The organism is Candidatus Liberimonas magnetica (genome assembly GCA_020523885.1).
GTDB lineage: Bacteria > Elusimicrobiota > Endomicrobiia > Endomicrobiales > JAFGIL01 > Liberimonas > Liberimonas magnetica.
The window spans coordinates 207,315-228,504 of sequence record JAJAPY010000001.1; the positions used below are offsets into that span (position 1 = coordinate 207,315).

13 protein-coding genes are annotated in these 21,190 nt (G+C 40.2%); 12 read left to right on the forward strand and 1 reads right to left on the reverse strand.

Features of this window, described 5'->3' with window-relative positions:
• Positions 1-10: 10 nt before the first annotated feature.
• From LHV68_00560 to LHV68_00605, 10 genes are all read left to right on the forward strand, one after another.
• Positions 11-574, forward strand: coding sequence for a tetratricopeptide repeat protein (locus LHV68_00560; protein ID MCB4790358.1), 564 nt, complete (start codon positions 11-13; stop codon positions 572-574).
• 46 nt (positions 575-620) lie between these two features.
• Positions 621-2,087: a B12-binding domain-containing radical SAM protein gene (locus tag LHV68_00565; GenBank protein ID MCB4790359.1), complete on the forward strand. Its 1,467-nt coding sequence runs from the start codon at positions 621-623 to the stop codon at positions 2,085-2,087.
• A gap of 55 nt (positions 2,088-2,142) precedes the next feature.
• Positions 2,143-3,975 (forward strand): radical SAM protein, encoded by a 1,833-nt coding sequence (locus LHV68_00570; protein ID MCB4790360.1) that lies wholly within the window; start codon positions 2,143-2,145, stop codon positions 3,973-3,975.
• A gap of 136 nt (positions 3,976-4,111) precedes the next feature.
• Positions 4,112-6,613 (forward strand): mannose-1-phosphate guanyltransferase, encoded by a 2,502-nt coding sequence (locus LHV68_00575; GenBank protein MCB4790361.1) that lies wholly within the window; start codon positions 4,112-4,114, stop codon positions 6,611-6,613.
• A gap of 98 nt (positions 6,614-6,711) precedes the next feature.
• Positions 6,712-8,178: a phosphoglucomutase/phosphomannomutase family protein gene (locus tag LHV68_00580; GenBank protein ID MCB4790362.1), complete on the forward strand. Its 1,467-nt coding sequence runs from the start codon at positions 6,712-6,714 to the stop codon at positions 8,176-8,178.
• A gap of 65 nt (positions 8,179-8,243) precedes the next feature.
• On the forward strand, positions 8,244-9,788 hold the full coding sequence (locus LHV68_00585; protein ID MCB4790363.1) for a GAF domain-containing protein: 1,545 nt from the start codon (positions 8,244-8,246) through the stop codon (positions 9,786-9,788).
• Between the two features lie 103 nt (positions 9,789-9,891).
• A complete protein-coding gene (locus LHV68_00590; GenBank protein ID MCB4790364.1) occupies positions 9,892-10,497 on the forward strand; it encodes a penicillin-binding protein activator LpoB in 606 nt (201 codons plus the stop codon).
• Positions 10,498-10,676: 179 nt separating this feature from the next.
• A complete protein-coding gene (locus tag LHV68_00595) occupies positions 10,677-12,098 on the forward strand; it encodes a hypothetical protein (protein ID MCB4790365.1) in 1,422 nt (473 codons plus the stop codon).
• A gap of 98 nt (positions 12,099-12,196) precedes the next feature.
• Entirely contained in the window at positions 12,197-13,249 is a 1,053-nt protein-coding gene (locus tag LHV68_00600; GenBank protein ID MCB4790366.1) for an LPP20 family lipoprotein, read from the forward strand.
• Positions 13,250-13,418: 169 nt separating this feature from the next.
• On the forward strand, positions 13,419-13,958 hold the full coding sequence (locus LHV68_00605; GenBank protein MCB4790367.1) for an LPP20 family lipoprotein: 540 nt from the start codon (positions 13,419-13,421) through the stop codon (positions 13,956-13,958).
• Positions 13,959-14,298: 340 nt separating this feature from the next.
• On the opposite strand, the gene LHV68_00610 is transcribed toward LHV68_00605, so the two are convergent.
• The gene (locus tag LHV68_00610; GenBank protein MCB4790368.1) at positions 14,299-14,547 is read right to left on the reverse strand and encodes a hypothetical protein; all 249 of its coding nucleotides are present in this window, start codon (positions 14,545-14,547) and stop codon (positions 14,299-14,301) included.
• On the opposite strand from LHV68_00610, the gene LHV68_00615 reads away from it, so the two are divergent.
• Together LHV68_00615 and LHV68_00620 are read left to right on the forward strand one after the other, a co-directional pair.
• Positions 14,492-16,537 (forward strand): PorV/PorQ family protein, encoded by a 2,046-nt coding sequence (locus LHV68_00615; GenBank protein MCB4790369.1) that lies wholly within the window; start codon positions 14,492-14,494, stop codon positions 16,535-16,537. The genes LHV68_00610 and LHV68_00615 overlap by 56 nt on opposite strands.
• Before the next feature lie 103 nt (positions 16,538-16,640).
• Complete coding sequence (locus tag LHV68_00620; GenBank protein MCB4790370.1) at positions 16,641-21,035, forward strand: hypothetical protein; 4,395 nt, start codon at positions 16,641-16,643, stop codon at positions 21,033-21,035.
• Positions 21,036-21,190 lie beyond the last annotated feature (155 nt).

Genomic DNA, 21,190 nt, shown 5'->3' on the forward strand with positions numbered 1-21,190 from the left:
ATTAGCTATTATGGAAACAGGCATAAAGATGATCCCGCGGCTTAACATACCTTTAAACAGCAGTACACTGAGTATTTCTATTCTGCTTGTTAATATTGTGATTATTTATCATTTAAGTAATCACGATTTAATGATAACAATAAATAAAGAGCAGGGTGAAGGCAGGATAGAGCATGCGGTAGAAATATGTAAGAAAGCGCTAACAGCTCATCCCGATGATTTTGGGCTGGCTGTAATGTTGGGAGAAATGTATTCTAAACAAGGTAAATATAAGGACGCATTCAATGAATTAGAAAAAGCCTTAAAGATGAGGCCTCGCAATGTCTGGGCATTAAAAGTATACGGGAATGTTTATGCTGGCATGAAAGATTATGACAGGGCAATGGATTATTATAACAAAGCCTTGAAAGAAAATATAGATGAAAAGGCGACAGCCTGGGTATATCATGACCTGGCGCAGCTGTATTTAATGAAAGGCGATAAAAAAAATGCGCTTAGATGCGAAAAGATGGCGTTAGGCTTAGCGCCTGATAATAAAGCCATAAAAAGCCAGGTCAGTGAAATGGGAAAATAATAAATCATATTCCTTTTTAAACGCATAAAATAAAAGGGACTAAGATATGAAAATACTTCTTGTCAATCCTCCGAATAATCTAAAAAAAGTTATAGGTGCCGGAACGTTTTTTGTCCCGGCTATAGAACCTTTAGGTTTATTATATATTGCAACCGTATGCAAGAATGCAGGGTATGAAATTTATGTTGTTGATGCCTATGCTGAAAATCTGGATAAAGATAATCTTACCAAAAGGATAGAACAAATAGCTCCGGATATAATAGGGTTTACTTCCTTTACATCCAACGGCGGGTTCCTCTATGAATACGGTAAATACTTAAAAACAAATTTTCCTGAATCCTTTATTATATTCGGAAATACGCATGCAAGTGTTTATGCAGAGCAGTATCTGAAAAACGGTTGTTGTGATGCAGTAGTCCATGGTGACGGTGAATTCGTATTCTTAGACCTGATCAAATATAAGGAAGGGGAAAAAAGGTTGGAAGCTATTGGTTCAGTTTCAATCCTAAATAAGGGCAAATATATAACTGCTTCAAGGCCTAGTGTGATAAAAGACCTGTCCTGTATTCCTATACCGGATAGGAGTCTTGTAAAAAGCGATCTCTACAGCCTGGGCAAAGTATCAAATATGAGGTTAGCCAGAGAGCCTAAGGGAAAGACCTCTAAGCATATGTTCACTTCCCGCGGGTGCTATAATAATTGTCATTACTGTACTGTGAACTATGGCGGTGTAATACGGTATAATACTGTTGAAAACTCTATTAGTGAAATGGAAGAATTGATGAATAGATATAATGCCGGTTATATTTTTTTTATGGATTCATTGTTTACTTCGAAAAAAGAAAGGGTGATCGAAATATGCAAGGAAATAAAAAAGAGGAATTTGAAGTTTAGGTGGGGTTGTGAAGCAGGCATAAGCTCAGGTATTGATGAAGAGTTAATCGAGAATATGGAAAGTGCCGGGTGCACTGACATGAATTTTGGCATAGAATCCGGCGTGCAAAGACTGCTAAACTGTGTAAATAAAAATATTAAACTTGAAGAAGTTAAGAAAATCATTGAATTGGTAAAAAAACGTTCAAAAATAAATGCTTCAGGTTTGTTCATTCTGGGTTTGCCCGGGGAAAGATATGAAGATTCCTTGGAAACGATTAGATTTGCAAAGGCCTTGCCTTTAGACATGGCGCAGTTCAGTATATTGACCCCATATCCCGGTTCTCCGCTTTTCAATGACCTGGCACGGAAAGGTGAAATTGATACAGGAATAAAAAAAGACGGGAGTATTGATGTTTCTGTCTGGGAAAGGTATTCGCTTTATATATCATATACTAAAAAAATCCCTATTTGGACTACAAAAGAGCAAACCGGGGAAGGCTTAAAATATCTTCAAAAAAAAGCCCTGAGAAGTTTCTATCTGCGGCCGCGTACATTCTGGAAACAGCTAAAAAGAATTGATATGATAGATATCTTTAAGATAACAAAAGTATTTATAAGCACTTTCTTGGCAAAGTAAGCGGCCTTCTATAGGGATTTGGCTGCTCTATTTGACCTTAGCAACTTTAATAAAGATGAATGAAAAATGTAAAATGGCTATAAGCTGGCTTGAAACAGGCAAGAGGTTTCTTGCAAAAGATTATATAAAAGCGATCAAGGCTTTTAAAAAAACGGTAAAAGAAAACAATAAGAACTTTCTTGAACAGGCGCATTTTGAACTTGGAAAAGCCTATCTGGTTCTCAAAAAATACGATCTGGCAAAGAGGCATCTCTTAGAAGCAAACCGCTTGAACGGGTCAAACGCCCAGGCCTCTATTCTTCTCGGGAAAGCATTTAAATTCCTCGGCGATTATAAAAGAGCGGTCAAATTTTTTGGAAACCTGCTCTGGCATAAAAAAGATGAATTCCTGCCTGAGGTGTATTCCGAGTTAGGCGAAACATACCTGCTTAAAAAAAACTATGATTTTGCAAAAAAGTATCTTTTAAAAGCAAAAAGGTTGAACGGTTCTAATTTGTTCTTAGAACTTTTCCTTGGAAAAACCTTCAAATATTTAGGAAAATATGAAAAGGCTGTTTGTCATTTAAAAAAAGCAATAGGGTTTAAAGCAGCTGCCGGCTGCCCGGAAAAGGAGTTAGCTGAAATATATGATAAGCTTGGAGAAACCGGCCTGTCAATAAAATATTTAGAAAGGCACTCCAGGCTAACTGATAACCTGACCGGGAAAAACGAAGCCAGTGCTGAGCTTAGCAGAAAAAAGATACGGGAAATACAACGGCTTAATTATGAAGGTAAAATAAAACAAGTCCTTAAAAAAGCCAGGGCCCTTAATAAATCTGTTTCTAAGGGTTGCCCGGTTCTCAGTAATATCATCAAATCAGAAGCTGAAATAGCAAAGAGAAAAATTAAATTATCATCAAAAGTAAGGAATTTAGATGTGGTGTTAACCAACAGGTGCAATCTAAGATGCGTAATGTGCGAAAGGAAGGATGAAAAAAAATGGGACTTGCCAAAGAAAACGATAAAAGCTATTGAAAAAATAACCCCTTACCTGGAAAGGGTCTCCTGGCAGGGCGGAGAGGTCTTTTTATACAAGGGTTTTGAGGGCCTGCTTGAGCAGTTCGGAAAATGTAAAGTAAAACAGGTCGTTTTTACGAACGGCATGTTGTTGACGAAACGACTGATGCTTGAGCTGATAAAATATAATGTAGACATGATTTTTTCCCTGGATGGAGCTACGAAAAAAGTGTATGAAAACATAAGGTGCGGGGCAAACTTTGACGTTCTAACAAAGAAATTAAAGTTATTTAAAGATTTAAGAGAAAAAATAAACCCTAATTTAGGGGTGCATCTTAATGTCGTTGTAATGAAAAAGAATTACCGGCAACTTAATAAATTCGTGGATTTTGCAAAAAAATACGGGTTTACTTCTCTGGCTTTTATGCCTGTTTATTGTAAAAGCGAGCTTTTAAGTGAAAGGCTTGGAATAGGTTCCGGTGCCCAGATAAGAAAATATTTAAAAAAGAGTTTTGAAAAAATAGGGAGAAAGGCAAAAAACTGCGGCATAAAATTTGAACAATGGGTCTTGCCGGATAACGCCTTAAGAAAGGGCGAGAGGCCAGATATAAAGAGAGTTGTAAACGGGCAGAGAAACCCGGATAAAAACAAACTTTTTTGCCATATTCCATGGCTATCTTTATTTATTGATTTAGAGGGTAGGATAAAACCGGGTTGTTTCTGCGGGCATTATATCGGGAATATAAAATATGATAATATTGATAAAATATGGAACGGCAAAAGAATGTTAAGTTACAGAAAAAAGCTGCTTTCCGGAAATATTAAAGATTTCTGCAACCCTGATTGCCTCAAGAGGGTTATACCTGAAATAAACCTGAAATATGTTGTTTAAAATCCCGCTGCAGCAGAATCCCGCAAGGCTGGAGAGGTGTTCCACTTGATTTGGTTGATTAAATTTGATACTATAAAACTTCAATTCAAGAAACTCTAGAAAAACCGTAATTAACCTTCTCTGAGGAGAACAAAAAATGCAAGCAGTGATAATGGCTGGCGGTTTTGGCACGAGGCTCAGGCCTCTAAGTTTTAATATTCCCAAACCCATGGTTCCCATGGCAAACAGCCCGATGCTTTACCATATAATAAAACTATTAAAGTCACATGGTTTTATGAACAACGTTATGATGCTCTATTATCAGCCAGAAGTCATAACAGGTTATTTCGGGGACGGTTCAAAGTTCGGGGTTAATATAAAATATTTAAAGCCTGAAATGGACCTCGGTACGGCCGGAAGCGTAAGGTTTGCAAAAGACAGCCTGAAAGAAGACACGTTCCTTGTTATTTCCGGTGACCTTCTCACTGATTTTGACCTTGGCAAAGCGGTCGAATTCCACAATAAGAAAAAAGCTCTAGCCACAATGGTACTGACCCGCGTTGCCAACCCGCTCCAGTACGGGGTCGTAATAACAGAAGAGGACGGCAAGATCGAGCGGTTTTTGGAAAAACCTTCCTGGGGCGAGGTTTTTTCCGACACCATCAACACAGGTATCTATGTGCTTGACCAGAAAGTATTTGATTTCATTCCAAAAGACCAGCCCTTTGATTTTTCAAAGGACCTTTTTCCGGCGTTACTAAAAGAAACAAAAAAACTCTACGGCTATATCGCGGAAGGGTACTGGAAAGATGTTGGGACCCTTGAAGAATACCGCTTGAGTCATTATGATATTCTTGACGGCAAAATAAAAGTTGCTTTGGGCGGGCATGCCAAAAAAATAGGAGACAAGGAGATAGTGGTCGGAGAAGGGACCGCAATCGATGAGGACGTGGATTTTGACGGCCAGGTGATAATAGGCAACAACTGCACTATTGAAAAAGGCGCAAAGATAAACCGTTCTGTTATAGGTTCCGGTGTTACGATTCATGCAGGTGCCCAGATCATAGGTTCTGTAGTCTGGGATGGTGTCGAGCTTGGAAGGGATTCAAAGCTTAGGGAAGCTGTTATAGGCAATAAAACAAAAATAGGGGATAAAGCCGCGGTCCAGATAGGAACGGTGATATCGGATGAATGTGTGATAGGCCCCGGGGCGCTTGTAAGGCAGAACATAAAGATATGGCCGCATAAGACGATAGAGGAAGAGTCCATAGTCTCAACAAGCCTTGTGTGGGGAGAAAAATGGAACAGGACGCTTTTTAGCGCTTACGGCATTACCGGCCTCGGGAATATAGAAATTACACCTGAATTTGCCACTAAGGTAGGAGCCGCCTACGGTGCATACCTTGGAAAAGGAGCTTATGTTGTAACTTCCCGCGATGCGCATCCTGCGTCAAGGATGATAAAAAGAACGATGATATCCGGGCTTTTATCTGCAGGGGTGAGGGTAGGAGACCTGCGTACAACTCCGATACCTGTTATCCGGTATGAGATGGGCAAAGAAGGCGAAGCCGGAGGTATACATGTAAGGCAATCCCCGTTTGATCCAAGGCTGATAGATATAAAGTTTTTTGATTCCGGCGGCGGGGATATCTCGATAAAGCAGGAAAAAGCGATAGAACAGCTTTTTTTAAGGGAAGATTTTAAAAGGGCGCTCCTTGACGAAGTAGGCGAGATCACGGTCTCACCCAGGGCTCTGGAATATTATAAATCAGGGTTTTTGAAAGCCGTCGATAAAGAAATGATACGCTCGGCTGATTTTAAGGTCGTTATAGATTACGCCTATTCAAGCGCCTCGATGATATTCCCGACTATATTGGGAGACCTGGGGCTTGAAGTCGTGGCTTTGAACGCACATCTTAACCCCCGTAAAATTACAAAAAGCGTGGAAGACTTTAAGCATTCGCTTGAACAGCTTTCAACTATCACGACTACTTTAAAGGCGGATATCGGGTTTTTGATAGATACCGGAGCAGAAAAAGTATTTATCGTTGATGAAAAAGGCAAGGTGCTTCCTGACGATTTGTCTCTGGTGGCGGTCAGTGAACTTGTGATGCGGACTTACAAAAGAGGCAACCTGGCTGTGCCGGTGCATGTGTCAGGTGTTGTAGATCAGCTGGCATACCATCATAAGGTCAAGGTCCTGCGCACAGGCACGAGCCCCAGGCAGATAGTAGAGGGAGCAAAGGAAAAAAGCCTGGTTTTGGTGGGAGATTGTTCTGGAGGGTTCATTTTCCCTGAGTTTGAACCTGCGTTTGACGCCATGTATACGATAGGCAAAATATTGGAAATGCTTGCAAAAGCAAAAACTTCTATAAGTAAACTGGTAAATGAAATACCGCCTTTTAAAGTGCATCATAAAAAACTTTCCTGCCCCTGGGACAAAAAGGGCCAGACCATGCGTTATGCCATCGAAGAGACCAAAGGCAAAAAATCTGAGCTGATTGACGGTGTAAAGCTATTTTCTAACGGCGGCTGGGTCTTGCTCCTGCCTGATGCGGACGAAGCCTATTTTCATGTTTGGGCCGAATCAGGGGATGACGAGAAAGCAAAAGAGCTCCTGAGGGAATACTCTGAAAAAGTAAAGAAATGGCAAAAATAGACAGCAGACCACAGACGACAGACCACAGACTAAAACCGAATCTTTTAAGGTTTTTCTGTAGTCTGCAGTCTGGTCTGAAGTCTAATTAAAGAGGCAGTATGATTAAATTTGGTACAAGCGGCTGGAGGGGGATAATTGCCGACGATTTTACGTTTGCTAACGTGCGCCTCGTTACCCAATCGATCTGTGAGTACATAAAATCCAATAAAAGCAAAGATAATATCAGGCCTGCGGTCATAATAGGCTATGACACCAGGTTTTTATCCGAAAACTTCGCGAAAGCTTCAGCGCAGGTGTTAGCCGGAAACGGCCTAAAGGCGCTTCTTTGTAAACGGGACACACCTACTCCGGTGCTGGCTTTTGAAATAATACGGCAAGGGCTTTCCGGCGGGATAAACTTTACCGCAAGCCATAACCCGTACCAGTATAACGGTTTAAAGTTCTCTCCTTCCTGGGGAGGGCCTGCGCTGCCTCATACAACAAAAGCCATAGAAGAAAAATGCAACACTTTGACAATTGACGATATCAAAGAAACCGATCCGGTCCTTGCAAAAAAGCAGGGCTTATATAAAGAGATTGACCCAAAGGCGCTGTATTTAAAGCGGTTAAAAGAATTGGTGGATTTTAAGGCGATAAAGCGCGCAAACCTTAAGGTCTTGACGGATGTCCTTTACGGTACGGGTATTGGTTATCTCGATGAGGCTCTTGACGAGGCCGGCGTAAAGCAAAAAGTTTTTCATAACAAGAGGGACGTCCTCTTTGGAGGGGGTGCTCCTGAACCGAACGTTAAGAACCTTGAATATCTCTTTGATGTTATGAAAAAGGAATCGTGCCATCTGGGGCTTGCCACTGACGGCGATGGAGACCGTTTCGGTATACTTGATTCAAACGGAAGCTTCATTAACCCGAATCAGGCCATCTCTCTTCTTTTGTACCATCTGGTACGGAGCAGGAAATGGAAGGGTGTTGTTGCAAGAAGCGTTATGACAACCCACTTGATAGATAAGATCGCAGGTTATTTCGGTTTGGAAGTCAAAGAGACCCCAGTAGGTTTTAAATATATAGGCGAGGTGATGGTAAATAACCCTGAAGATTTTATAATCGGCGGAGAAGAGTCCGGCGGGCTTACTATAAGGTCGCATATCCCTGAAAAAGACGGTATACTTGCATGCCTGCTAGCCAGTGAAATGGTAAGCATGAGTAAAAAGCCTTTAAAGAAGACTATGGATGAGATATTTAAACTTGTAGGAAGCACTTATTCTGACAGGGTCAATTTCCATTTATCTTTTGAAGAGATAGAAAATTTTAAAATGCGTTTGACTAAAAAATTACCGGATAAAATATCAGGGATAAAGGTTAAATGCGTCGTCACTCTGGACGGTTATAAATTTATACTTGAAGACGGTTCCTGGCTGGGAATGCGTTTTTCAGGGACCGAACCGGTAGTCAGGCTTTATATAGAAGCAGATTCGATTGCTAAACTAAAAAAATTGACAGCCGGCGGGAAGAAATTTATCAGGCCGGAAATTGGAAATGCAAATTGCAAAATTAGCATTTCAAAATGATTTTCATTTTTGCATTGGTAAATGCTAAATGAAAAATGATAAATTTGCAATCAAAGGGGTGTTGTTTGAGCTTAACTATTGAAAAATTCAAATACCTTTTGGAGGCGAACCAGAAACTTTCTTCGACGCTTGATCTGCCTGGTTTATTAAGGCATATAATGAAACTGGCTACGGATATGGTTGAAGCAGAGACTTCCTCGATACTCCTTTACGACAGGAAGAACGATGAACTGGTGTTCGACCTGGCTTTAACCGAGAAAGAATCCAGATTAAAAGAGGTCCGCTTAAAAATAGGAGAGGGGATAGCTGGCTGGGTAGCAAAAGAAAAAAAATCAAAGATAGCCAACAACCTGCCGGGTGAATCCCATTGGACAGCTAAAACAGATGATAAAATAGATTTTAAGACAAGGTCCATCCTGGCGGTCCCGTTACTATATAAAGAAGTCCTTCTTGGAGTAGTAGAAGCTATAAATAAAAAGAACGGAGAGTTTATTCCGGAAGACGCAGCGGTCCTTGAAGCTTTTGCTGCCCAGGCAGCTGTTTCAATAGAAAATGCAAAATTGTTCGCTAATTTGACCGAAGAAAAAGAAAAGATAGAGGCGATGTTCTCGCAGATGTCGGATGGTGCGATTTTTTTTGCTGTAAACGGCCAGAAATTGTTAGTGAACCAGAAGGCGGATAACCTTATAGGCCTGGAAAATACAGGAAAGCGTTATATTCTTGATATTTTTGCAGATTTTACCGTAACGCCCTCGATCAGCGAAATATTAAAATCGGATCAAAAATCAACTTCGGCTGAATTTTTACGTTCGATAGGGAAGCCTCTTTATTTGTCCGGCACTTTCAATAAAATAATGGATCATAACGGAAATATGAACGGTATTCTGCTTGTTTTTAATGATGTAACGGTCGAAAGAAAAGAGACGATGTTGAAAAGGGATTTCATATCTCTGGTAAGCCATAAGTTAAGGACCCCGCTTGTCGCAATCATAGGCTATTGCCCGCTGCTCTTACAGGATAAAAATCTGAATGATTTCCACAAAAAGGCGGTATCAAGCATACAGAGGCAGGGGAATCATCTTGCAAGACTTGTTGATAAACTCATTAACTTCACCTTGATTGAAAACGATAGCTTAAATCTTTTAAAAATGGTTTACAGCTTCAAATTGGTGGCAGAAAAAGCGGTTTCCAATCTTAAAGAATATATCGAACAAGAGTCGGCTGACGTTACGATAAATGAGGATGTCGGCCTGATGCCGGACTTAAAAATGGATGCAGATAAAATTGAGGCAGTAATAAGGAATTTGACAGAGAATGCCATAAAATTCAATGGCAAGGCCGATAAAAAAGTTGAAGTTAAGGCTTATGAAAACGCCGGTTTTTTCGGCCTTGCAATAAAGGATAACGGCCCTGGAATACCTTCTGAAGAAAGGACGAAGATATTTGATAAATTTTACCAGATAGAAGAAAATTTTACCGGGCAGGTGGAGGGTGCGGGTCTCGGGCTTAATTTTGTGAAAAAGATTATAGAAGCTCATGGTGGAAAAGTAGGAGTTGACAGCCAGATAGGGAACGGCTCAACGTTTTACTTTTTATTGCCGAAAGAATGAAAAAACCAGCGATAAGCTATAAGCTGTAAGAATTAAGTAAAAATCAAGTTTTTTCTTACAACTTACCGCTTACAACTTAGAGCTGAAGTTATGGGAGGTTAGCATGTACAGGTTTTTTGCAGTGTTGGTGTTTGGTGCGGTATTAGTGGGAATGTCTGGATGCTCAAGCATGCCAAAGGTTTCAAGGACGGATGCTTCGGAACAGATTGATGTCAGCGGCGAGTGGAATGATACCGATTCCCAGCTGGTTTCGGCTGAAATGATAGGTGATGTGCTGGCGAGGCCCTGGATAGGAGAGTTTAGTGCTAAGAAAAACGAGAAGCCGCGCGTAATAGTCGGCGCAGTCTTAAATAAAAGCCATGAACACATAAATACTGAAACGTTCGTTGCTGACCTTGAAAGGGAAGTGACTAACTCGGGAAAAGTTAAATTCGTAGCATCGAAGGAACAGCGGAATGAAATAAGGGATGAAAGGATGGACCAGGCGCAGAATGCAAGCATGAAGACCGCCAAAAACATGGGGCAGGAATACGGCGCAGATTTTATGCTGAAAGGGCAGATAAATACCATAATGGACGAAGCCGGAAAGGTCTCTCTTAAATACTATCAGGTTGAATTGGAATTGATAGATATGGAAACAAATGAGAAAGTCTGGATAGGGCAAAAGAAGATAAAAAAGGTTGTGAAAAGAGCTAAATCGAAGTTCTAAGAATAGAAACAAATTCCAAATTATAAGAGACAATAACCAAATAATAACCCATAACCAAGAAACAATAACCAACCATGAATTCAAATATTGAAATTTGATATTGGTTATTGAGATTTGTTTAGTACTTGTTTCTTGGTCCTTGGGATTTATTTGATATTTTGTCATCGGAGTTTTTAACTATGAAACAAATATGTTTTCGCAGATTATTCTATTTTATCCTGGTTCCTGTTTTGCTTGCCGGTTGTGCTACGACTACGAATTATTATGACAATTTAAACAAACTCCTTACCCAAGGGAAGTTTTCTGACGCCGTGGCTCTGAACGAAGGTTCAAAGGATGATATATACGGCAAAAAGAATGCGCTCCTGTACTATCTAGACCGCGGTATGCTTCTGCATTACAACGGGAACTACACGGAAAGCAGTCTGTCTTTTGAAAAAGCCAAGAAATACAGCGAAGAATATTTTACTAAAAGCATAACCACTGAAGCTTCGACCTTGCTTATAAGCGATAATATGAGGCCGTACTACGGCGAAGATTTCGAGCAGGCCCTGGTCCGTGTTTTTTGTGCCATAAATTATATTTTCTTAAACCAGGAGGATGACGCTTTGGTCGAAGCAAGGCAGGTTGACCAGTTCTTAAAAACATTAAAAGTAAATTACGGATTCAAGGACGTTTATACCGAAGATGCTTTTGTGAGGTATCTTATGGGTATGCTCTATGAAAACAAAGGGGAAATAAACGATGCTTTCATTTCATACAGGCAAGCGCTCGATGCATATAAATACTATGTAAAAAACTACGGGGTATCTACGCCGAAAGAACTTGTATATGATGCCCTGAAGACGGCAAAGAAGCTCGGTTTTAGCGATGAAATAAGAGAAATCGAACAGGAATATCAATTAAAGCAGAAGGACACTGCTAGTGCCGGAGGCGAACTGGTGGTGATCCATTATAACGGTTTGTGCCCGGTCAAAATAGACCACTTTTTTGAAATAAGTTTTGGAAAAGGCTGGGTTTATGTTGAAAATATGGACGTAAAAGGCGAAGAAGAACAGCAGGTTGAACAGGCACGGGCTATCGTCAATTCGATAGCGTCGGACGAACAGATACGGCTTGCTTTCCCGAAATATGTGCGTGAGAACTATGCTGTACAGAATTTAGGAGTAAAGGTAACGGCTTTAAACGGCCTTTCAAGCACAGGTGTCATGGCCGAAGATATAGGCGCAATAGCGATCAAAGGGTTGGAAGACAGAATCAACAGGATAAGAGCAAAAACTATCGCCCGCGGGGTCATAAAGTTCGTTCTTGCACAAAAGGTCACGAGTAAAGTAAAAGAATCAAGCGGTGAAGTCTCGGCCTGGTTTGCCAAAACACTGCTCAAAACCGTTTCAGCCGCAACAGAAGCTTCTGACAAACGCTCCTGGCGGTCCTTGCCTGACAAGATAAACCTGGCAAGGATATCTTTACCCGAAGGCACGCATTCGGTAGAAGTAAAATTCTATGATAAGTCGAACAATGAAGTAAAAAACCAGGTCTTGAACAACATAAAAATTGTAAAAGGAAAAAAAACATTTGTTGCTTTAAGAACTGCAAACTAATAACATAAGCGTTTAGCGTATAGCGTAGAGCGGATAGAACTTCAAAGTCTTTTTTCTATACGCTAAACGCTATACGCTCTACGCTAGAAAAGGCCAATATGTTAGACAAGCTAAAAAAACTAATTCTTCTGGTCGGATTTTTGATAATAGCTGCAACATCTATATATGCCGCTAAGCGACCTGACTGGATTTTAGGCAAGAGCAAGGATTACCCTGAAAGCAAATTCTTAACAGGTGTGGGTGTAGGCTCTAATTTAGACTTGGCTCGCTCAAGCGCCAGGGCTGAGATCGCAAAGATATTCCATGTAGCGATATCTCAGGTTTCAAGCCAGGTGCAGAAAGAAGAAACAAAAATAAAAGGCAATAACCCTGATTCTGTTTCTTCTCAGAAGACTGAGATCCAGACAAATTCGTCTACAAATGATGTGCTTGAAGGCGTCTCTATAGCAGATACCTGGTTCGATAAAAAGAATAAGCAATACTATGCTTTAGCTGTTTTAGAAAAGATGAAATTGTCGGCTATTTTATCAAGTCAAATAGCAGAACTTGAGCAAACGATACAGGCTAAGCTCCAGCTGGTAAATAGAGATGAATCTCCTGTTGATAAAATACGGGCTTTATCTATGGCAATAAAGGCTAATACAAAGATAAACGAACTAACCGGCAAAAAAAGAATAGCGGATGCCGCATCTGCAATGCCGGACATCAGCGATACTTCTGTTGCACAGCTTGAGAAAATGAGGCAGGAAGAAGCGCAAAAAGTGATTTTCGTGGTTTTAGATGAAAGCATTAAAGAGTATAAGTTAAGGGCTGTGGCCAACAAAACTATTACTGGTCTTGGTTTTAAGGTAAGCACTGCCTTGCCCAAAACCGGTGAAAATTTTAAAAATATGATTATCATAAGGTGTAAATTGGATTTAAAACCTCAATCTAGAAACCTCAAAGGCTGGAAATTTTACAGCTGGGAATCGACATTTGATATGTTCGACGGTTCTTTAAATGGCAAATTACTTTCGTCCGTTTCGCCAAAAGGCGATGCTTCAGGCCTAAACGATGAGACCGCACAAGAAAAAGCCCTTAATAACGCCAGGACCGAATCAGAGGTTTCTATTAAAGACATGATAAGCAGGTATTTTTTTGAAGAACAATAAAACCAGTAATAAGGGCTAAGGTGTAAGGGATAAGTAAGAAGCAAGATTTTTCTTACCCCTTACCCCTGAAGTAAATAAGGAAGTTTACAAATTAGAAGGGTTCAGAGAATCCCGCCGAGAGGAGGGTAAGTTCCGCCCAAAAGGCGGAACGCGACATAAAGGAGGGTGTATGAGAAAGGTTTTGTACGTGTTTCTGGCAGTATGCTTTGGTTTCTTGATCGGGTGTGCAGGTGTTGCCAAAAAGCCCGATTGGATACTCAAAGGAAGTGGTGCATTTCCAAAAGACAAAAAAGTGTTGTACGGGGTCGGTATCGCTGAAGGCATTAAATCTGAGGCACTGCGAAGAACTACTTCAGATAACAGGGCTATTGCGGAAATTTCAAAACAGCTTTCAACCATGTCTACTTCTTTGATGCGCGATTATATGAGCTCTGCCAGCGTGCCGGAGCAGGAAAAAACGAGCGGGGAGCAGTATGTGGAAAGCACTATAAAGACTTTTACTTCAAATACGTTATCCGGCGTAAAAATAATGGACCGCTGGGAAAATGGGAAAACCATGTACAGCCTTGCTGCTTTGAACCTTGAAGACCTTAAAACTATGACCGACCAGATAAAAGAGCTAAGCCAGCAGGTAAAAGACTACATTAAGGCAAATGCAGAAAAAGCATTTGATAAACTCGAATTGGAGCAGGAGAAAAGGGGGAAATAAGAGTATTAATTTTAGTATTGTTACTGGATTTTTCTATATGAATTATCAGGATAGAAATCTCATACCCTTAATATATGATTTAAAAGAGTGGTGGTATAAAAAATGCTGCCACTCTTTTTATCATATTTCACAGAAACCTATAGCACTATACATAGTTTCATATTTTGTTCTTTTATTGATAAATCATTATATTGAAAAAGACTTATATTACCTATATATAAGTAAATTTGTTAATAATAAATTTCAATAGCATATATCAATAAAAAGATTGACAAATATAATCAATATAGTTATAATTATATAGGAAACATGAAGTATACAGCACAATCTACCTTTTTATTTAAAAAATGAATAAAAATACTCTAAATATCAAATCAAATAGAGTTGAAAATTTACTCCTATATACAGATTTTATTGTAGGAATTCCGCTACAAATAGTTATTAAATTTTCAATATTTATTTTATTTTCATTAGTTACATATAGTGTTGCTTTTGCTGTTTCTGCAGGTAGTACCGGGGGTGAGTTTCTAAAGATAAATCCTGATCCGGAAGTAGTATCAATGGGTGATGGCTCTGTGGGAGCATACATGGAACAGCCTAGTGTAATGCTGGTTAATCCAGCTGGCCTGTTAGGAGTTGACCGGTCAAAGCTGTCCATTAACCATATAATTTATGTAGAAGGGATCAGATATACATATACAGGTTTTGCTATGCCGCTTTCTTACGGCGGTGTTGGTTTTTCATTAAGTTATTTATCATACGGAGATATAGAAGGCCGCGATAAGGATTTTAATCTTGTCGGTGTGTCGCAAAGCAACGATATTTTATTTACTGCAAGTTACTGTTTGCCTATAAAACAAACTATACCTGTCGTAAAAGAATACGGTTCAGTGGGCATGAACTTCAAGTTCGTACGCAGTACTTTAGCGGATTTTTCGGCGGAAGCGATAGCTGTTGATGTAGGCGGCATATACAGGGTAAATTTGATAAAAGGCTTGACAGCAGGTATAGTGTATAAAAATCTGGGAAGCGGTTTGAAGTTCGTAAAGGAAACGAACGACCTTCCGCAAACGCTTGCCCTGGGCTTGAATTATAAAAAATATGAAGCAAAGAATTTAAATGTAGTTTTTGATGTGGGCATGCCGAACCAAGGGCCTATGAGTTTGTCTGCCGGGTGCAGTGTAGACCCGATTTATAACCTTTCTTTGAGAGCCGGGTATAAATTTATAGAAGATGCTTTTAATTCTGGTGTGAGAGCCGGGTTTGGCATTAATCTTGGCGGGGTCCAGATCGATTATGCTTTTACTCCTGCGGAGTATTTCTCGGCTATACACAATATAAGCGTAGCCATACCACTCGGGAACATATTTTCAAACGAGTTGGCATCGGAACACTACCTTAACACTCATTTTCAAGCAGCTATGGATTATTACCGTTCAGGCGATTATGTCTATGCAAAGCAGGCATTCCAGGAGATCCTTGAGGCCTATCCGGGCCATAAGCCTTCAAGGCAGTATCTGAATAAAGTAAATACCGCTCTGGACGAACTAAAGAAAAAACAGGAAGCCATCATAACAAAATATCTCCTGAAAGGAAAAGATGCTGTTAATGCTAAAGATTTTATAACTGCAAAGAGATATTTTACCCGCATATTGAACCTTGATGAGAACAATAAAGACGCTATGAGTAATCTAAAAGCTGTAGACGATACTCTCAAACTCGTCGAGGCTGAAAAGAACAGGCAGATGAATAAGGAAAAAATAGAAAAAGAATGGAAACTTGCTATCGGCCTTATCAACAAAGGAGATTATATCGCTGCAAAAGACAAACTTGATATTATGCTTAAGATCGACCCCGGAAACAAAGAAGCGGAAAAATATGTGTTGACCATAGAGAACAAGTTAAAACAGATAGCCGGTACGGAGGTCAGCAAGATATTCAGGCAGGCAACGGTCCTGTATTACAAAGGGAATTATGAAGCGGCGATAAAGTACTTTGAAGCAGTTATCCTGGCAGCTCCGGACAGGCTTGACGCAAAGGATTTCCTGGATAAGTGCAATGCCAAGATAAATGAGATGCTAGAGAAACAGAAAATAGAAAAGATAGCTCAGAAGCAGACTAAGGTAAAAGACCAGCTGGCAGAGGTATATAATACAGCTTTGAAATATTTTGAAAAGAATAAGTTTGAACAGGCTTTAAGCTATTTTTATGAAAGCCTGAAGATAGCTAATGATTACGAGTTTTCAGAAGAGGTAGGCAGGATCAAGAACTACATCGCAATGTCCAAGGTGTCTTTAGCAGAGCAATATTATAAAGAAGGTTTTTCAACCTATCAGAAAAATGATTTTGAGGAAGCCGCGAAGCTTTATAATCAGGCTTTGAGATATGACCCTGACAATGCGGCGGCAAAGACAGAACTTCAAAAGATATCCAAACAGCTGTCGCAGAGTTATTACGAGAAAGGAATGACATATTTCAGCCAGGGGGATATGGATAAGGCAAAAACGTATTTCCAGAAATCGCTCTTCTATGACCCAAAGATGAAGGAATCTTTAAGGGCTATAGAAAGAATAAAGTAAAAAAACAGTTGTAAGCGGTAAGGTATAAGTTATAAGTAACGACACGAGCACGGACAAAAATAGCAATAAGCGAACAACAGGATGCACTATACAAGAGCTTAAAATGAAAAAAACTTTATATTTATATTTATTTTTTATAATTTGCTTAACTGCAGTATATAAAGAAGCTTTCGCGGATGATACTCTGGTTATTCCAAATACTCCGGTTGCTGTTGCAAGTATATCTGATTGGAATCCCACGGACAAATATAATGTACGGATAAAGATATTAACGAATGGCAACAGCGGAAATACGTTATACCTGATACTGCGCCTGGACTTGGCCGGAGGAACAACTCTGCAAACCTGGACTCATCACAGCGACAGCGATGTGGTAGTAGACCCTGACCTTAACCCGAATTCTACGTATACTTATATGATAAAAGCGCGCCGTGCTTACGAATCGCCGTATTCGGCACCTTCATCTTCCACGACCGCTCCATCTCTGGTGCCTGATTCAAAATGGATCAGTGTAAGTACAACTACCATAACCTGGCAATGGGGCCAGGTGGCAGAAGCCACGTCCTATAAAGTGTATTCAAGCACACTCGGATTTTTGACAGCACAGGCCCCGTCTGGCGCAGGCCCTTACACATGGAAACAAACAGGCCTCATTCCGGGAAGTCTCTATTCTTTTTTAATCAGAGCGGCAAACCAATTCGGGCAGGGCCAGTATCTGACAACTATTACTACAAGCACCTATGCTCAAGTTCCGGGTACTCCTGAAGTAACTTCTTTTAATAATGTTGTGCATAGTACCAATAGCATATTTGTATCTTTTGGTAATTCGGCTAATTCGGCTATGACACAGTACTTGATAAAAACCCTGGCTAATTCGAATACTTATTATGTGCAGGCAGACGGCAAACTGGGCACAGGTAAGGTTTGGCAGACTTATTCCCAGTGGGGTGCAGATACTTACCGTGGATACGGTGCAAAAGGCATATTGGTAAATTATCTGGATCCAGGAACAAATTATCGTTTCACGGTAAAGGCAAGGAATTCTTATAACATAGAGACTAATTATTCCGCGCAGGTAAGTACTGATACCAGGACTCAATATCCTGACCCGGTCTTGATAGATGTTACAACAGATACTATAAAAGTTATGATAGATGTACATAAAAATTATATAAATAATACTTACAACACGTATTGTTTTAAAATTAAACCGCACGGACAAAACACTAAATATCTTAATGCAAACGGCACTTTAGGTGATTCAGAAGTGTGGTACACGACCAAAACCTGGGGCGGGTGTATGGTAGACGGTGTGGTCCAAGGCGCTTCAACCGGTACGGTGATCCGCCTTCCGCTGCCTGCCAACAGATATTACACTGTCACTCTCGGTGCAAAAACAAAGAATGTATTAACCAGCAACTATCTTCTGGGTTTTTCCACTTTTACGCGGCCTTTCCAACCTAATATCTCATTACAGTCCGTTACAACAGGGGCCATTAATTTAGGTTTCAGTAATTTATATACTATGAATAGCAGTAGTTTTACAAAATATTACGTAAAAGCTGTTCTTGCGGACGGCACTACGCAGTATTTACAGCAGAACCAGACTTTGGCCTCAGCTCTCTTCTTGCAGACAACGACCCAATGGGTAAACAATCAATGGAATAATAATATTAAACTACAATCTCTTGTTTCTAATATGGGATTTAATATACAAGTAGCAGCGCAGAACGGGTTTGGCATGCCGGAAAATTCTATAAATATTTCAACCTGGACGTTATTGGCAAGGCCGGCGGTTCCTCATGCGTATGCAGGATGGGATCCTAATAATCATAACTCTATACAGGTTGATATTAATACAAATGATCCCAATTCAGTATTTACAAAGTACGCAATAATCAGGGATGACGGAAGCAACAATTATTTCAAAGGGGACGGTTCTTTAAGTGCTAATTTTACAGATGCAAAGTTTTACACAAGGCAGGAATGGATAACTGCCGGCCGTAATATCCTGAATTTTATTAATACCACTAACCAGCCCTATACATTTAAATTGCAGGCTTGGTCTGATGCTCAACAATCACACACTAAGGACCCTTATTTTATTTCAAGTTCTACTCAGGTCCATTCATCGCCCCAGCAACCCGGTTTCGCACCGTCTTTATCAGTTATTAATAATAACTACATCAGAATAGCCTGGGCTCCCACCGCTGATGCAAGTTATATGGCTATATACTACAGTACCAAAAACTACAGCCCTTATTATATTGATGGTTTCAACAGCCTGCATTATATAAATCGGGCTGCAAACCAGTCTATTCCAGAACTTGATTACTACAATTACCATATAAACGGTTCAACTCCTTTACCTGTAAACGATTTTTCTTTACAAACCTATACTAGTTCAATTACGATTAACTGGCAAAGCATTGCCAATCCTGCCGCCTCACCTATTTTATACTTCGCTATAAAAGGAGTAAACAGTGAAGGAGCTGAAGGGCAGCCAAGTGAACTGTCAAGCGAAGTCAACGTGCAACCCTTAATAAACGGCTATAAGATATATGCAGACACTTTTTCGAGGGTTATTACGGATATAAATGATCTTACTTCCACCTTTGCAGGACTTTTACCGAATAAAAAATATACCTATAAGTTAAGCGCCTTAACTACCCAGAATTTAGAAAGTGCTCCTGTAACTTTCTCCACCTATACCTTTGCGGCGGCTGTAACTAATCTTAAATCTAAAACTAACTGGAATCCTGATCTAAAGTTTTTTAACACTATTACCTATGATTTGAATAATAATCCTGTAAATACGGAATTTGCTGTACAGGCGGATAATTTGATGTGGCTTGACGGAACTGGAAATGCCGGTTCCTTGGCCCCTGTCTGGTTGTCATCGACAAGCTGGCAGCACAACTATTTAAAAGTTTCTACTTCGTACAGATATAATGTGTATGTGCGGAACGCCTATCATATTATTACTTCAAGCAGTGCAGTTGTAAACCAAAAAACATTAAAATTTGCAATCCCTGTTTTAAGTGCCATAAGGTGCAAATATTCACCGGCTGATACAAGGCCTGTAAAAAACGGAGGGAGCAGTAATTCAAGCACACCCTCCTTCAGCTGGGATGTCCTTTATACTAGTTTCCCTATCACGAGCTATTTCCTATCCTGGAGCACGGCCCCTGCTGCAACGCCTAATATTTCAGTAAGCACAGCTAATACCTGCTTTAACCCGGTAATAGTCTTTGAACCGAATGACCAAAAACAGTATTACTTAAAGGTTATGGCTCAGGATAATCAAAATCAATGGTCAGATATCACAAGCTTCAATTATTATTTTTGCGATGACCGGACTCCATTTTCCATACCCCAGCAGATAAATATCGGTGGCGTGCCTTTTAACGGTTTGGATTACGGTGTTCCTCTGTCTGCCCAAATAAAACTGGATTTTAAAAAAGTTATATCAACGGACACCCTGCCTAACAATATATATTTCCAGGCCCTAAGTAATGAAACTGAGGACGCTATATCTCAAAAGCTGGACCCTGCGCTGAGTTTTGACACTACCATAACGACTGCAACTTTTGTAACTTTAAGCACGAATTTTACGTCTAACTGGACCTATGACCTTGTAATATCTACAAGCGTGAGGGATCGTGCCTGGAACGTGCTGGATACCGAATATAGAAAGCGGTTCAGGGCTATAATAGCCAAGGATGCCCAGGTCACTAACAGGGTAAGCATACTAAAAACTCTAGGCGAGAAAGCAACTGTGGCCATAGCACCTGGTTCACTGCCTCAAGATGCCTATATTTTAATGAATGGAAATCCGGATACCAACCCGCAAAAAGTATCAAAATCGATATTCGATAAAGCTCAATCCAAGATTAATGACAAGAATAGGCCAAGCTGGTATGTGGAAACAAATATGTATGACTCTAATTACCAGCAGATCTTTAGCAGCCAGACCCTTCTTTCTCCTGTACCTCTTACAATGACATACCTTGATAATGACAATAACGGTATGGTAGACGGAACATGCTTAAGGGTGGATTCTCTAAGCCTTTGGTGGCTTGATGAGGCAAAGCAATTATGGAGTAAAGTCCCGTCAACAATAGATAAGTCAAACAAGATAGTTACGGCAAGGGTCAGCCACTTAAGTGTATACGCTCTATTTGGAGCGCTCAACCTTTCGGTAGATGATGTTATAGTGGCCCCGGTCCCCTGGGTGCCTGAACTCGGGGATGTTGCAAAAGGAACGCTGGCCGGAGGGATCACATTCAGGAATTTGCCTTATCAGGGAGAGATAAGGATTTATACAGTTAGCGGGGAACTGGTAAGGAAGATAGATTTGAACTCCTTTATTGATCCGAACGGGTATGCCTGGGATGGGAAGAACGGAGACGGCAAATATGTGGCCAGCGGTGTTTACCTCTGGGTAGTCAGATCGGACCAGGGAAAGAAAACGGGCAAACTTATAGTAATAAGATAAAACACCAGTCGTAAGTGATAAGTGGTAAGTTGTAAGAAAGATAGAAGCAAGCAAAAACAGGGAATATGAATCAATTGTAAGAAACGGCAAAGGCTGTGTGATTTAGGATTGATTTCAATAATTTATCACTAAACGGACATTCTTTCTTCACAAGT

What these genes read in the sequence shown, in the direction of transcription:
- LHV68_00560 (MCB4790358.1), top strand. Translation starts at nt 11, where the DNA reads ATGGAAACAGGCATAAAGATGATCCCGCGGCTTAACATACCTTTAAAC.
- LHV68_00565 (MCB4790359.1), top strand. Translation starts at nt 621, where the DNA reads ATGAAAATACTTCTTGTCAATCCTCCGAATAATCTAAAAAAAGTTATA.
- LHV68_00570 (MCB4790360.1), top strand. Translation starts at nt 2,143, where the DNA reads ATGAATGAAAAATGTAAAATGGCTATAAGCTGGCTTGAAACAGGCAAG.
- LHV68_00575 (MCB4790361.1), top strand. Translation starts at nt 4,112, where the DNA reads ATGCAAGCAGTGATAATGGCTGGCGGTTTTGGCACGAGGCTCAGGCCT.
- LHV68_00580 (MCB4790362.1), top strand. Translation starts at nt 6,712, where the DNA reads ATGATTAAATTTGGTACAAGCGGCTGGAGGGGGATAATTGCCGACGAT.
- LHV68_00590 (MCB4790364.1), top strand. Translation starts at nt 9,892, where the DNA reads ATGTACAGGTTTTTTGCAGTGTTGGTGTTTGGTGCGGTATTAGTGGGA.
- LHV68_00595 (MCB4790365.1), top strand. Translation starts at nt 10,677, where the DNA reads ATGAAACAAATATGTTTTCGCAGATTATTCTATTTTATCCTGGTTCCT.
- LHV68_00600 (MCB4790366.1), top strand. Translation starts at nt 12,197, where the DNA reads ATGTTAGACAAGCTAAAAAAACTAATTCTTCTGGTCGGATTTTTGATA.
- LHV68_00605 (MCB4790367.1), top strand. Translation starts at nt 13,419, where the DNA reads ATGAGAAAGGTTTTGTACGTGTTTCTGGCAGTATGCTTTGGTTTCTTG.
- LHV68_00610 (MCB4790368.1), bottom strand. Translation starts at nt 14,547, where the DNA reads ATGTATGCTCCCACAGAGCCATCACCCATTGATACTACTTCCGGATCA.
- LHV68_00620 (MCB4790370.1), top strand. Translation starts at nt 16,641, where the DNA reads ATGAAAAAAACTTTATATTTATATTTATTTTTTATAATTTGCTTAACT.